This window comes from Dongia sp. (assembly GCF_041918875.1).
Classification (GTDB): Bacteria; Pseudomonadota; Alphaproteobacteria; order Dongiales; family Dongiaceae; genus Dongia.
The window spans coordinates 27,468-40,625 of record NZ_JAYRUV010000022.1 but is presented as its reverse complement, the minus strand read 5'-3'; the positions used below and the strand labels follow the sequence as shown (position 1 = coordinate 40,625).

Genomic DNA, 13,158 nt, shown 5'->3' with positions numbered 1-13,158 from the left:
ACAAAAGAGGGCCATTGCTTAATTCTGAATACAGCCCGCGACGAACAGGCGGAAGGCCACGGCGCGGTGGCTGATAGCGTGCTTGATGGCCGGGTCCATCTCGCCGAAGGTGACGTTGTAGCCGTCGGGCCGGAAGATCGGATCATAGCCGAAGCCGTGCGCGCCCTTTGGCGCATCGACGATATCGCCCCAGACATCGCCCTCGAATTCGTCGCAATGCCCATCCGGCCAGGCGAGGGCCAGGGCCGAGACGAAACGCGCGCGCCGGCCCTTCTGATCTTTCAGGAGATTCAGCACCCGCGCCATGGCGCTGCCGAAATCCTTGCCCGGCCCCGCCCAGCGCGCCGAATAGATGCCGGGATCGCGACCCAGGGCCATCACTTCAAGGCCGGAATCGTCGGCCAGTGCCGGCAGGCCGCTGGCGGTCGCGGCCGCCACGGCCTTGAGGCGCGCATTGCCGATGAAGCTGGTCTCTGTCTCCGCCGGTTCCGGCAGGCCCAAAGCGCCGGCCGAGACCACCTCTATGCCGAAGGGCGCCAGAAGCTCGACGATCTCGCGCAGCTTGCCGGGATTGTGGCTGGCGACGACCAGCTTGCCGCCGCTGAAGCGCCGCGCCATTCCTATCTCTTCTTTTCCAGGGCGGCGGCGAGTGCCGCGCGCTGCATCTCGAAGAGCTCGGCCGTTCCCTTGCGCGCCAGCGCCAGCAATTGGGCGAATTGCGGATCGGTGAACGCTTCCTTCTCGGCCGTCGCCTGCACTTCGACCATGCCACCCTTGTTGGTGAGGACGAAATTGGCATCGGCCTCGGCATTGGAATCTTCCGGATAATCGAGGTCGAGCACGGCATTGCCTTCATAGAGGCCGCACGAGATGGCCGCCACCTGGTCGGTCAGCGGAATCTGCTTGATGGCGCCCAGATCCTTCATCAGGCGGAAGCATTCATGAAGGGCGATATAGGAGCCGGTGATGGCCGCCGTGCGCGTGCCGCCATCGGCCTGGATGACGTCGCAATCGATCTTGATCTGCTTTTCGCCGATGGCCTTCAGATCCGTGACGGCGCGCAGCGCGCGCCCAATCAGGCGCTGGATTTCCTGAGTGCGGCCCGACTGCTTGCCCTTGGCGGCTTCGCGGTCGCCCCGGGTATGCGTGGCGCGCGGCAGCATGCCGTATTCCGCCGTCACCCAGCCCTTGCCGGAATTCTTCAGGAAGGGCGGCACCTTCTCATCCAGCGACGCGGTGCAGATGACATGCGTGTCGCCGAACTTCACCAGGCACGAGCCTTCGGCGTGGCGGTTGAAGCCGACGATGAATTCGATATTGCGCAGCTGGTCGGCGGCGCGGCCGGAAGGACGCATGATGGGGTGACTTTCCTTGAGATTGAAGTGGGCCGGAACCTACAGGTCCGCTCCTTCGCGAGCAATGATCCTCACGCCGCCCCAATTCTTTCGGCCCGGGCGGCCGAAAACCATCATTTGAAATACGTGATTTTATCTAACTTATTCAGATAGTTAGGCCCTGATGGGCGAATGTGCGCCTAGTCACAGCCATGCCCGCGCGGGAAAACCGGCAAAGGGCCTCGTGAGACTAACCGCCATCACCACCAGAAAGATGTGAGGACAAGAGAAGATCATGCCCACCGAACCGATCGAAGGCACCATTCGCAAATCCCGCGTCCATTACGCGGTCCAGAACGCCATCTACGGAAACGACAATTACAACCAGATTCTCGGGACCGAAAGCAGCGATCACATCTATGGCTTTGGCGGCAACGATCTCCTGAACGGGGCCGGCGGCAATGACGAACTCAATGGCGGCGACGGCAACGACACGCTCTGGGGCGGTGCCGGCAACGACATCATCTATGGCGGCAATGACAGCGACCGCATTTATGGCGGGCTGCACAATGATCGTCTCTATGGCGATGCCGGCAATGACGGCGTCACCGGCGGTGAGGGCAATGACTGGATGGATGGCGGCACCGGCGACGACTGGATGTGGGGAGAAACCGGCGACGACCAGATTTATGGCGATGAAGGCAAGGACTTCATGTTCGGCGGCGAAGGCAACGATTATCTCAACGGCGAGGAACAGGACGATCATGTCAGCGGCGGCGACGGCGATGATTATGCCGCCGGCGGGTCGGGCGACGACGTGCTGAACGGCAATGCCGGCGACGACACCTTGTCCGGTGGGTCGGGCAATGACGAACTGCGTGGCGGCTCCGGCAACGATACCGGAAAAGGCGGCACCGGCGACGATTCCATCTATGGCGATTCCGGCATCGATCAGCTGTTCGGTGAGGATGGCGACGATCTGCTCTTCGGCGGCGACCAGAACGACACGCTGACCGGCGGCAAGGGCAATGACGATCTCTATGGCGACAATGGCAACGACGTGCTCTTCGGCAATGAGGGGGTCGACTATCTCAATGGCGGTGCCGGCAACGATTTCCTGGCTGGCGGCGAGGGGATCAATGTGCTGATCGGCGGTGCCGGCGACGATTATTTCGACCTGACCGCCGGATCGAACAACGCCACCGGCGGCGGCGGCGCCGACAGGTTCGCGGTCACTCCCAACAATACGTTGCTGGCCTCCGACATCGTGGACTTCAACGTGAACGAGGACTTCCTGGTCTTCAACGACGCCTACGACACGGATGTCGCCATCGGCCAGAACGCGGCTGGCATGGTCGAATTCACCTTCGATGGGGGCGGGACGCTGACCCTTGCCAATGTGCAGTACCAGAACGGCATGACGTTGAACGACTTCAATATCGAATGGAATTGAGTCCTAGCTCTTCGACCGCCGGCAGCCCGGGAGATGGTTGCCGGCGGGTTTCTCTTTGCCGGCAATGCGTTGTCCCAGCTAAGGAATCTTTAGCAACTTAGGTTCTAGACTCAAAATCGGGGTGGTGTCGGTCCTGGACCGGCGTACCGCCCGATTCAGTGCTGGCCGGGCAGACCGGTAAGATGGGAGCGATGCAGGCGGACAAAAAGCGAATCAGCCCAGCTAAGCCGATGAACGAAATCGAAGAATCGGTTTCGCTCTTTCATGCTCTTTTCGAGCAGAGTTCCGTCGGCGTCTGCTGTTCCGATTTCGCCGGCCACTTCATCCGCGTCAATCCGCGTTTCTGCGAGATCGCCGGCTATGCGGCGGCGGAGCTGGTCGGGCGCAGCTTTGCCGAGATCACGCACCCGGACGATATCGCCATCGACGCGCGCCTGGGCGACGAGCTGATTGCGGGAACGCGGGGCCCCTACACGCTGGAGAAGCGCTATATCCGGAAATCCGGCGAAGTGGTCTGGGTCCGGATCACGGTGACTCTCTCGCGTACGCCCGACGGCGCGCCGCATCGCCTGGTCGGCGTGATCGAAGATATCAACCACATGATGCAGACCGAGCAGGCGCTGCGCGCCAGCGAGATGCGTCTCCGGCAGGCACAGAACATCGCGCGGCTGGCTTCCTACGAGATCGAGCATCGCACCGAATCGCGCATCTGGTCCGACGAGCTGTTCACGATCCTGGAGATCGAAAACACCATCGCCAATCCCACCTTCGAGATATTCGAGCAGCGCGTGCATCCGCAGGACCGCGCCCTCATCCAGAAGACCAATGCCGAGGCGATCGCCAACCGCATGCCTTACGATCTGACGCACCGCCTGCTGATGCCGGACGGCCGGATCAAGTATGTCGAGGTGCGCGGCCACACGACGTATGCCGAGGACGGCACGCCCTTGCGCTCGATCGGGACGGTGCAGGACGTGACCAGCCGCAAGCAGACCGAAATAGCCCTGCGCCAGGCCAAGGAAAGCGCCGAAAGCGCCAACCGCGCCAAGATGGATTTCCTCGCCAATATGAGCCACGAACTGCGCACGCCGCTCAACGCCATCCTCGGCTATGCGCAGTTGCTGGAGACCGAACGCGCCGGCCCGCTGGAACCCAAGCAGCGCGAATATCTGCGCGACATCATGGCCGGCGGGCGGCATCTCCTCGAGCTTATCCAGGACATTCTCGAACTGGCCAAGATCGATGCCGGCCGCATCGGCCTGAAGATCGAACCGATCGACGCTCTGGCCGTCATCGGCGACGCGTTGCCGCTCATCGAAAGCATGGCGGCGGCACGCGCCATCACCTTGCATGTAAGCCGGCCGGCCGCGGGCCTGCCGCAGATGCTGGCCGACCGGGTACGGCTGCGGCAGGTGTTTCTCAATCTGCTCAGCAACGCGATCAAGTACAACAAGCTTGGCGGTCGCGTCGACGTCACCTGCGCCGAGACGCGCCCCGGTTTCCTGCGCATCTCGGTGCGCGATACCGGGCTTGGCATCAAGCCGGAGCGGCAGGCCGAACTGTTCGTGCCCTTCAGCCGGCTGGGTGCCGAAACGCTGGCGATCGAGGGAACCGGTATCGGCCTGTCGCTGACCAGGAAGCTGGTCGAACTGATGGGCGGCCGGATCGGCTATCAGAGCGTGGTGGACGAGGGAAGCACCTTCTGGGTCGATCTGCCGATCGCCGGCCAGGGCCTTGCCGCCCCCACCGAGCCACCCATGCCGGCGGACGGCCAGGGCGCTCCGCCGCCCCAGGGCACCAACCATTCCCGGATCGCCCGGGAACAAAGGCGTCTGCTCTATGTGGAAGACAATCCGGCCCATGTGCGGCTGATCGAACGCGCGCTCGGCCAGATCCCCGCCGTCTCGCTCACCACCGTGCACACGGCGGAGCTGGCCCTGGTTGCCATGCGCTCGATGGCGCCCAATCTCATTCTCGTCGATGTGGGCGGTTCCGATCCGTCGCGCCAGGAATCGCGCCGCCGTCTCCTCGCGGTGGCGGAGCAGCGCCGGATTCCGGTGCTCGACCTCGGCGCCAACCAGGCCGAGGAGCGCAATGGCGGCGGCGAGCCGGTCGATATACCGCGCCTTCTCTCCGAAATCGAACGGCGTATCGGCATTTCCGGCTAACCCCCGCTTCCGCTGATGGAAATACGGTGACGGTGGCAATTCCGCCACCGCCGTCCTATATCTTCAGCCCAGATCATCACGCCGCATGCGGAGCCCCGACCGATGTCCAATCTCGCCACTACCGACCAGCTGTTTTTCGAACGTGCCGGCCTCGACCGGGCCAAGACGGAGGCCTTGGTGGGCGATGCGCTCAAGGGTGCCGACGATGGCGAACTCTATCTGGAATACCAGCAGTCGGAAGCGCTCTCCTTCGATGACGGGCGCCTCAAGAGCGCCAGCTTCGATACCACGCAGGGCTTTGGCCTGCGCGCCATTTCGGGCGAAATCTCCGGCTATGCGCATGCAAGCGACCTTTCGGAAGGGGCGCTCGCCCGTGCGGCACAGACGGTGAAGGCGGTGCATGCCGGCCATGACGGCGTCCTCGATGTCGGCCCCGCCGGCACCAACCGCCAGCTCTATGCGCCGGACAATCCCCTTGGCCTGCTGCCGTTCGAGAAGAAGGTGAAGCTGCTGGAGGAGATCGACGCCTATGCGCGCGCCAGGGACAGCCGCGTGCGTCAGGTCATGTGTTCCATTTCCGGTTCCTGGTCGGCCATCCAGATCGTCCGCGGCGACGGCCACCGCATGGCGGATATCCGCCCGCTGGTGCGGCTCAACATCTCGGTGATGGTGGAACAGGACGGTCGCATGGAAACGGGCTCGTTCGGCTCCGGCGGCCGCGTCACCTATGACGGCGTGGTCGATCCCGCCCATTGGCAGGCCGGCGCCGACGAAGCGCTGCGCCAGGCTATCGTCAATCTATCCTCCGTCCCGGCGCCGGCCGGCGAAATGCCCGTCGTGCTCGGCCCCGGCTGGCCTGGCATCCTGCTCCACGAAGCGATCGGTCACGGGCTCGAGGGCGACTTCAACCGCAAGAAGACCTCGGCCTTTGCCGGCCTGATGGGCCAGCGCATCGCCGCGCCCGGCGTCACCGTGGTCGATGACGGCACCCTCACCGACCGCAGGGGCTCCCTCACCATCGATGACGAGGGAACGCCCACGCAATGCACGACCCTCATCGAGGACGGCATCCTCAAGGGCTATATCCAGGACCGGCAGAATGCGCGCCTCATGGGCATGAAGCCGACCGGCAATGGCAGGCGCCAGAGCTTTGCGCATAACCCGATGCCGCGCATGACCAACACCATCATGCTGGCCGGGAAAAGCACCCCGGACGAAATCCTCGCCTCGGTGAGGAAGGGCCTCTACGCGGTCAATTTCGGCGGCGGCCAGGTCGACATCACGTCGGGCAAGTTCGTCTTCTCGGCCTCCGAAGCCTATCTCATCGAGGACGGCAAGATCGGCCCGGCGGTGAAGGGTGCCACCCTCATCGGCAACGGCCCGGACGTGCTCACCAAGGTCGGCATGATCGGCAACGACATGAAGCTCGATACCGGTGTCGGCACCTGCGGCAAGGACGGCCAGGGCGTCCCCGTTGGCGTCGGCCAGCCGACCTTGCGCATCGACGCGCTCACGGTGGGCGGCACGGCGGCTTAAACAGATCCCCTCACCCCAACCCTCTCCCCGCAAGCGGGGCGAGGGTTGGGGTGAGGGGCGTAGTTTCCATGAGTGGGGCTTGCCAGCAACAACTCCGAGTGGCATCAACAGCCGAGACTCTGCAACTCGCGGACCGCTCATGATTTCACCCCTCTACCAACGCAATGACGCGCTCAGCGCCGGCATGTTCGTGCCGGAATCGCGTTTCGGCATGTGGTTCCTGAAGACCGAAACCTGGGCCGTGCATGTGCTGGAACGGGCGCTCAAGGATTTGGAGCGGCTGATTCCCAGCCGGCAGCCGAGCTATCCGGTCATCGTCGATGTGGGCTGCGGGCGCGGCCGGTCGTTCGGCCTGCTGCAAGCGCGGTTTCGCCCCCACCGCATGGTCGGCATCGACGTCGATGATGCCATGCTGAAGATCGCCGCGGCCGAGACGGCGCGCGAGGGCATGGCGGTCGAATTCCAGCAAACGACCTCGTCGCGGCTGATGCTGCCGGACGCCTCGGTCGACATGATCTTCTGCCACCAGACCTTCCATCATCTGATGGATCAGGAAACGGCGCTGGCCGAGTTCCACCGCGTGCTCAAACCCGGTGGCCTGTTCCTCTTTGCCGAATCGACCCGGAAATACATCCACTCGCCGATGATCCGCCTGCTCTTCCGACACCCGATGGATGTGCAGCGCACGGCGCCGGAATATCTCGCGATGATCCGGCGCGCCGGTTTCGACGTGGGCGAAACCGCGATCTCCTATCCCTATCTGTGGTGGAGCCGCAACGATCTGGGCTTGCTCGAACGCTGCTTCGGCATCAAGCCGCCCAAGACCCGCGAAGAGACATTGCTCAACTGCGTGGCCGTGAAAGCTTAGATCTACGGCGATCCGCCTCACCCCCACCCCTCTCCCCAGAGGGGCGAGGGGCTTCAGAGCGAGTTCGGTCAAAACTTCCTCGCCCCGCTTGCGGGGAGAGGGTCGGGGTGAGGGGCTAGGCCCGCCGCCGCAATTGCGGTGCCACCAGCACCAGGAACAGGGCAAAGACGACGAGGGCCAGGGACAGAATCTCGTCCCAGCCAACGACGTCGCCGGTGATCAGCGCCGATGAGATGATGCCGATGACGGGGATGGCCAGCGTGCCGATGGCGGCGACGACGGCGGGATAGATGGCGACCACGCGGAACCAGGCCCAATGGCAGAAGATCATCGGGATGAGGGCGGCGTAAGCCACGGCGCCCCAGCCCAGGCTGCTCACGGCGCCGGGGTCGAAATCGCGGTCGAACAGGATGGCGCCGATGAAAATCGGCATGCCGCCCAACAGCATCTGCCAGGCGACAAGCGACGTTGTCGGCATCGAATAACGATGCGTCTTCAAGGCGACCGTACCGAAGGCCCAGGCGATGGCAGCGAGCAGCATGAGGATCGGACCCCAGGGGGCGGCCTGCAGGCCCTGCCAATCCGGCACCACCAATACGGCCAGGCCGATCATGCCGATTCCCAGGCCGGCCATGCGCAGACGGTCGATCCTTTCCTTCAGCCAGATGGCGGCGATGGGTGCCGCCCAGAGCGGCATGGTGAAAGCGAGGATCGAGGCGCGGCCCGGCTGCATCATGGTGACGCCCAGCGCCGAGAAGAGATGCCAGAAAGTGATATTGCCGAGCGCCGCGATGAGGAGCGGCTTCAAATCCTGGCGCGGAATGCGCAAGGGCAGGCGCGCCGCGGCGGCGATGGCGAAAAGACCGCCGGCGCCCGCCAGCAGGCAGATGCTGCGAAAGGCCCAGACCGGCACTTCGTTGACCGACAGCTTGATGGCCGGCCAGTTGACGCCCCAGAAGAGGGTGATGAGCGCCAGCAGGACGATGCCCGTTGCCGCGCTATCGGTGCGGGCCGGTTCGCCCAGCGCCCTCGTCTGCTCGCTCATCGCGCTCTCACTTTTCCAGGGTCTTGGCGCGGCGTTCCGCGATGCGCGCGAGAATGGCGTTGCGCTCGTCCGGCGTCGAGATGATCCAGTCGCGGATCTCGTCGATGGTGCGCGTGCAGCCGATGCAATAGCCGGTCATCGGGTCCATCTGGCAGACGCTGATGCAGGGCGAGGGCGGGCCGGAAGCGAGGAGCCGCATGCGCTCGGCGCGCCGTTCCTGGCGCGCGAGCTTGTCCTGCATCAGGCGCTGGCCCTCGGCGACACCCTTCTGGCGCGCATCGTCGCTCATATCGTCAGCGCCTCGTGGGCGGCCAGCACCTCTTCGGGCCTGCGTCCGACCAATTGAGCATAGAGGACGGGATCGGTCGCCCCCTCGCTGCCGATGATGAGAATCTTGGAATTCGCGTCGAGCAGCAGCGCGCGGCGCGCATCGCCGTCGGTGGCGGCGACGATCAGTCCGGCAAGACCGCCGACCCCGGCTTCGCCGCCGACGATCCTGGGGTCGCCGCCGACGCCTTGCGCGAGCGTTTTCATGGCGAAGACCGCCGCCTCGTCCGGCACGGTCATGAAGGCGAAGCTCGCCTTGTCGAGCAGGGACCAGGCCAGCGGAGAAACCTCGCCACAGGCCAGCCCCGCCATCAGCGTATCCAGCTTGCCGGTCACGGCAGTGGGCTTGCCTTCCTTGGCACTCTGAAAGTGGCAATCGGCCTTTTCCGGCTCGACCACGACGATCTTCGGGCGCAGCGCATCCTGTTCCAGCCACAGATAGCCGGCGACAGCCGCCGGCAGGCCGCCGACACCGGCCTGGACGAAGACATGGGTGATGTCCTCGCGCGGCAGCAATTGCGCCAGCACTTCGCCCATCATGACGCCATAACCATGCATGACATGGCGCGGAATTTCCCGATAGCCGTCCCAGGTCGTGTCCGAGATCACCTGCCAGCCATTCCTGGCCGCGTCCCTGGCGCAGGCCCGGACCGAGGCATCATAATTGTCCGGGATGCGGCGCATTTCGGCGCCATATGCGGCGATGGCTCGCTCGCGCCCGACACTGACGCCCTGGTGGATATAAATGACGGAGCGGCAGCCGAAGAGCCGGGCGCCCCAGGCGACCGATTTGCCGTGATTGCCATCGGTCGCCGTGCAGACGGTGATGTCCGTCGTGCGGGCGCGGTATTTGCCGGCGATGAGGTCGGCGACGGTGACATTGCCGCCCAATTTGTCCTGCAGATGCCGCAGCACGGCATAGGCACCGCCCACCGCCTTGAAGGCACCCAGGCCGAAGCGGCCGCCTTCATCCTTATAGGCGATACGCGCCACGCCAAGGGCGCCAGCCAGGCCGTCGAGCTGGCGTAAAGGTGTGGGCTGGTAGCCGGGCCAGGCTTCGATTGCCGCGGCGGCGCGGGCGAAGCCTTCCGCGTCGACCACGCCGGGAGCCGCAGCGGCAAGGCTTTCCTCGGCCGGGCTCAGGCGTGGATTGATGAAGATGCGGGCGGGCAGTTGGGGCGGTTTCCATTCGGTCATGGCTGCGACTATTATCAAACCGCCGACCGTCTCGCAAACGAGCGCAACGCGTGCGACCTATCCGGGAGCTGCATAGATTGCCATTCGCCAGGACATTTCCCGCATCGACAATCCCCGCATCGCTGGCGGCGCATGCCACTCTCTATCTTGGCCGCGTGCGGCTGGTGACGGGACTTGTCCTCTTTGCCTATGTGCTGACGCACAATCTCAATCACGCGCTCGGCATCGTCTCCCTGAAATGGCTGGAAGCGGGGCGCGCGATCTTCCTGGGTTTCTGGCGCTTCCCGCCCATCGAATGGGCGCTCTTTGCCGCGATCTCCCTGCATGTCGTCGTGGCACTGATTGCACTCTACCGGCGCCGGTCGCTGAAAATGCCGTTCTGGGAAGGCGCCCAGCTCGTGCTGGGGCTGGCGACGCCGCCCTTGCTGCTGCTGCATGTTCTGGGCACCGCCTATGCCCATGACCGCTTCGACTTCAAGGATTCCTACGCCTATGTGCTGCTTTCCCTCTGGGTGTTCCAGCCGGGCTATGGCGCGCTGCAGGCGCTGGCGGTGGCGACGACCTGGATTCATGGCTGTATCGGCATGACCTATTGGCTGCGGCTCAATGCCTGGTATCCCGCGGCGAGGCCCTATCTCTTTGCCTTTTCGGTCATCCTGCCGGTCATGGCGCTCATCGGCTTTGCCGATGCCGGCCGGGCGGTCGCGGAAAGGTCGGAAGACGAAACCTGGCTGCCGGCGCTGATCGCGCGCGACAATCTTCCGGGCGCCGAAGCCGCGGCCGAGGTGCATGCGCTCCAGATGCTCGGCCTCTGGATCTGCGGCGGGCTGCTCGGCGCGGTTCTCCTGGCGCGCCTCGTCCGGCAGCAGGTGCACCGCCGCCAGGCGATCGAGATCGCCTATGAAAGCGGCGCCAAGGTGCGCATCCAGTCCGGCATGACCGTGCTGGAGGCAAGCCGCATCGCCAACATTCCGCATGCCTCGGTCTGCGGCGGGCGCGGGCGCTGCTCGACCTGCCGGGTGAAGATTCTCAAAGGCGACCGGCAATTGCCCCTGCCCAGCGACGATGAGAAGCGCGTGCTGGCGCGCGTCGGTGCGGCACCCGATACGCGCCTTGCCTGCCAGCTGCGGCCCAGCGCACCGGTCACCGTGGCACCGCTCCTTCCAGCCCAGGCCGGGCCGCTACAGGCCCAGGCACGGGGCGACTATCATTCCGGCCGCGAGCTGGAGATTGCCGTGCTCTTTGCCGACCTCAGGGGCTTCACCCAGCTTTCCGAACAGCGCCTGCCTTATGACGTCGTCTTCCTGCTCAACCGCTATTTCAAGGCGATGGGCGAAGCGGTCAGCGGTGCCGGCGGCTATCTTGACAAGTTCATCGGCGACGGAGTCATGGCGCTTTTCGGCATCGAATCCGGCATGGCTGGAGACGATGGCAAGCGCGCCTGCATGCAGGCCCTCGAAGCGGCGCGGCGCATGTCGGTCAATCTGGACGACCTCAACCGGCATCTGACGGCCGATCTGAAGCAGCCCTTGCGCATCGGCATCGGCATTCATTTCGGTCCCGTCATCGTCGGCGACATGGGCTATGGCGCCAACCAGCACCTCACCGCCATCGGCGACACGGTCAACACGGCCAGCCGCCTGGAAACGGCGACCAAGGAGTTCGACAGCCAATTGGTCATATCCGAGCAGGTTGCCCACCGCGCGGGCCTTGCCTATGACGCCTCCCATCTGCATCAATTGCTGGTGCGCGGGCGCGAGCAGACCCTGGGCGTGCTGGCGTTGAAATCGGCGCAGGAGGCTGGCGGCGAGGAAATCGCGGAAAGGCCGCATGAGGAAGCCGGGGTCATGAAGGATTGACGCGATGAACGAGATGCGCCAGCAACCCATCCTGTCGCGCCTGGCCGAGGACAATGCCTATCTGCGCACCAGCCCGGCGCCCAATTTCTGGGCGCTGATGCCGCATCAGATTCACCAGCACACCGATTCCTCCTGCTCGCTGGCCAGCGCGACCATGGTGCTCAACGCCGCGCGCGGGCAGATGGGGCTCAACCGCATCGGCGGACTGGTCAGCGAGAAGAGGCTGCTCGATCTCTTCGACCATACCGACTGGCGCGCCGGCATCGCCACGGAAGGCGGCGGGCGCAAATTGCTGGAGCTGGCCGATCATCTTGCCGAGGCGCTGGGGCATTACGGCCTTGACGGATGGCGCGTCGACAGACGGCCGATAGCGGCGGCCGACGCGGCAAGCGCCGCGCGATTGCGCACCGATCTCGCGGCGCTGGAAGCAGATCCCGGCATCTTTCCCATCGCCAATTTCCATCTCGACGATTTCTACGGCGATGGCACGGATGTCGGCCATTTCTCGCCCCTGGCCGCCTTCGACGCCACCCGCGACCGCGTGCTGGTGCTCGATGTCTACAAAGCCGATTACGAACCCGCCTGGGCGCCGGTCGAACATCTCCTGAAGTCAATGGCGCGCTCTTGCGCGAATGGGAAGCCGAGGGGCTATCTGGTGGTGCGGCGGGGATGAAGCGCCCCTCACCCCGACCCGCTCCCCGCTATCGCGGGGAGCGGGTCGGGGTGAGGGGAAGGCCTCAATTGATGTTGTTGTCGTCCTTGTAATCGTCGATCGCGTCTTCGAGCTCGTCGAATTCGTCGCAATCGCCGCAGGCGGATTTGAGGACGGCGAGCTGCTTCTCGGCATTGGGCAGATCCTTCTGCTCGAGATAGAGCTCGCCCAGATATTCGTTGGCGCCGAGATGCTTGGGTTCGAGGGCGAGGGCCTTGAGGTAATATTCCATCCCGGCCTTCCAATTGCCCATCTTGCGGTTGGCGAAGCCCAGCTGGTTGAGGGCGTCGGCATATTCGCCCTTTTCCTTGATCGATTTCTGCAGCAGCGGGATAGCCGCGCTGTATTTCTCGTCATCGATCAGGTCGACGGCCTTCTTGTAATCGTCGGCCTTGGCCGTCGGCGCCGTCGAGTCCGAGCCCATCGAGAAGGCCTGGCTGGCAAGCCCAAGGCTCAAGCCCGCGAGGGCGGCAATCGTGGCAAGACGGAAACTGGTCATCTTTCTCTCCTGTTCGATCGATATTGCATCTGTCTGACGGTTGAGGCGTCGCGGCACCGAAATCCGCCGGCCGCCTTCGATTTAAAAGTTAACCGATACCTCCGACTTCTGCTGTGAAGCGGGTCACAGCGGGCCGGGGCATGCGTCCTTCCGTTGCCGT

At 64.5% G+C, this 13,158-nt stretch carries 12 protein-coding genes; 6 read left to right on the top strand and 6 right to left on the bottom strand.

Annotated features, from left to right (window positions below):
- Positions 1-18: 18 nt before the first annotated feature.
- Positions 19-624 carry an RdgB/HAM1 family non-canonical purine NTP pyrophosphatase gene (rdgB, locus tag ACE3TY_RS19115; protein ID WP_374656035.1) on the bottom strand — a complete coding sequence of 202 codons (606 nt, stop codon included), beginning with the start codon at positions 622-624 and terminating at the stop codon, positions 19-21.
- Positions 621-1,355, bottom strand: coding sequence for a ribonuclease PH (gene rph, locus ACE3TY_RS19110; RefSeq protein ID WP_374655959.1), 735 nt, complete (start codon positions 1,353-1,355; stop codon positions 621-623). The genes rdgB and rph overlap by 4 nt, the downstream gene beginning before the upstream one ends.
- Positions 1,356-1,629: 274 nt before the next feature.
- Here rph and ACE3TY_RS19105 point away from each other — a divergent pair, with 274 nt between their 5' ends.
- The 4 genes from ACE3TY_RS19105 (at position 1,630) to ACE3TY_RS19090 (ending at position 7,359) form a co-directional block, all read left to right on the top strand.
- Positions 1,630-2,787: a calcium-binding protein gene (locus ACE3TY_RS19105; protein ID WP_374655957.1), complete on the top strand. Its 1,158-nt coding sequence runs from the start codon at positions 1,630-1,632 to the stop codon at positions 2,785-2,787.
- A 191-nt stretch (positions 2,788-2,978) separates the two neighbouring features.
- Complete coding sequence (locus tag ACE3TY_RS19100) at positions 2,979-4,955, top strand: PAS domain S-box protein (protein WP_374655955.1); 1,977 nt, start codon at positions 2,979-2,981, stop codon at positions 4,953-4,955.
- Between the two features lie 102 nt (positions 4,956-5,057).
- Positions 5,058-6,491 (top strand): metalloprotease TldD, encoded by a 1,434-nt coding sequence (tldD, locus tag ACE3TY_RS19095; RefSeq protein WP_374655953.1) that lies wholly within the window; start codon positions 5,058-5,060, stop codon positions 6,489-6,491.
- Between the two features lie 139 nt (positions 6,492-6,630).
- A complete protein-coding gene (locus tag ACE3TY_RS19090) occupies positions 6,631-7,359 on the top strand; it encodes a class I SAM-dependent methyltransferase (protein WP_374655951.1) in 729 nt (242 codons plus the stop codon).
- 115 nt (positions 7,360-7,474) lie between these two features.
- On the opposite strand, the gene ACE3TY_RS19085 is transcribed toward ACE3TY_RS19090, so the two are convergent.
- From ACE3TY_RS19085 to ACE3TY_RS19075, 3 genes are read right to left on the bottom strand one after another with little or no spacing between them, the layout of a single operon-like run.
- Positions 7,475-8,404, bottom strand: coding sequence for a DMT family transporter (locus tag ACE3TY_RS19085; protein WP_374655949.1), 930 nt, complete (start codon positions 8,402-8,404; stop codon positions 7,475-7,477).
- Positions 8,405-8,411: 7 nt separating this feature from the next.
- Positions 8,412-8,693 carry a DUF1289 domain-containing protein gene (locus tag ACE3TY_RS19080; protein WP_374655947.1) on the bottom strand — a complete coding sequence of 94 codons (282 nt, stop codon included), beginning with the start codon at positions 8,691-8,693 and terminating at the stop codon, positions 8,412-8,414.
- Entirely contained in the window at positions 8,690-9,928 is a 1,239-nt protein-coding gene (locus tag ACE3TY_RS19075; protein ID WP_374655945.1) for a diaminopropionate ammonia-lyase, read from the bottom strand. The genes ACE3TY_RS19080 and ACE3TY_RS19075 overlap by 4 nt, the downstream gene beginning before the upstream one ends.
- A 77-nt stretch (positions 9,929-10,005) precedes the next feature.
- On the opposite strand from ACE3TY_RS19075, the gene ACE3TY_RS19070 reads away from it, so the two are divergent.
- Positions 10,006-11,787: an adenylate/guanylate cyclase domain-containing protein gene (locus ACE3TY_RS19070; RefSeq protein WP_374655943.1), complete on the top strand. Its 1,782-nt coding sequence runs from the start codon at positions 10,006-10,008 to the stop codon at positions 11,785-11,787.
- 4 nt (positions 11,788-11,791) lie between these two features.
- The gene (locus tag ACE3TY_RS19065; protein WP_374655941.1) at positions 11,792-12,460 is read left to right on the top strand and encodes a phytochelatin synthase family protein; all 669 of its coding nucleotides are present in this window, start codon (positions 11,792-11,794) and stop codon (positions 12,458-12,460) included.
- A gap of 64 nt (positions 12,461-12,524) precedes the next feature.
- Here the strand turns inward: ACE3TY_RS19065 and ACE3TY_RS19060 are convergent, their stop codons facing one another.
- On the bottom strand, positions 12,525-12,998 hold the full coding sequence (locus ACE3TY_RS19060) for a tetratricopeptide repeat protein (RefSeq protein ID WP_374655939.1): 474 nt from the start codon (positions 12,996-12,998) through the stop codon (positions 12,525-12,527).
- Positions 12,999-13,158: the final 160 nt, after the last annotated feature.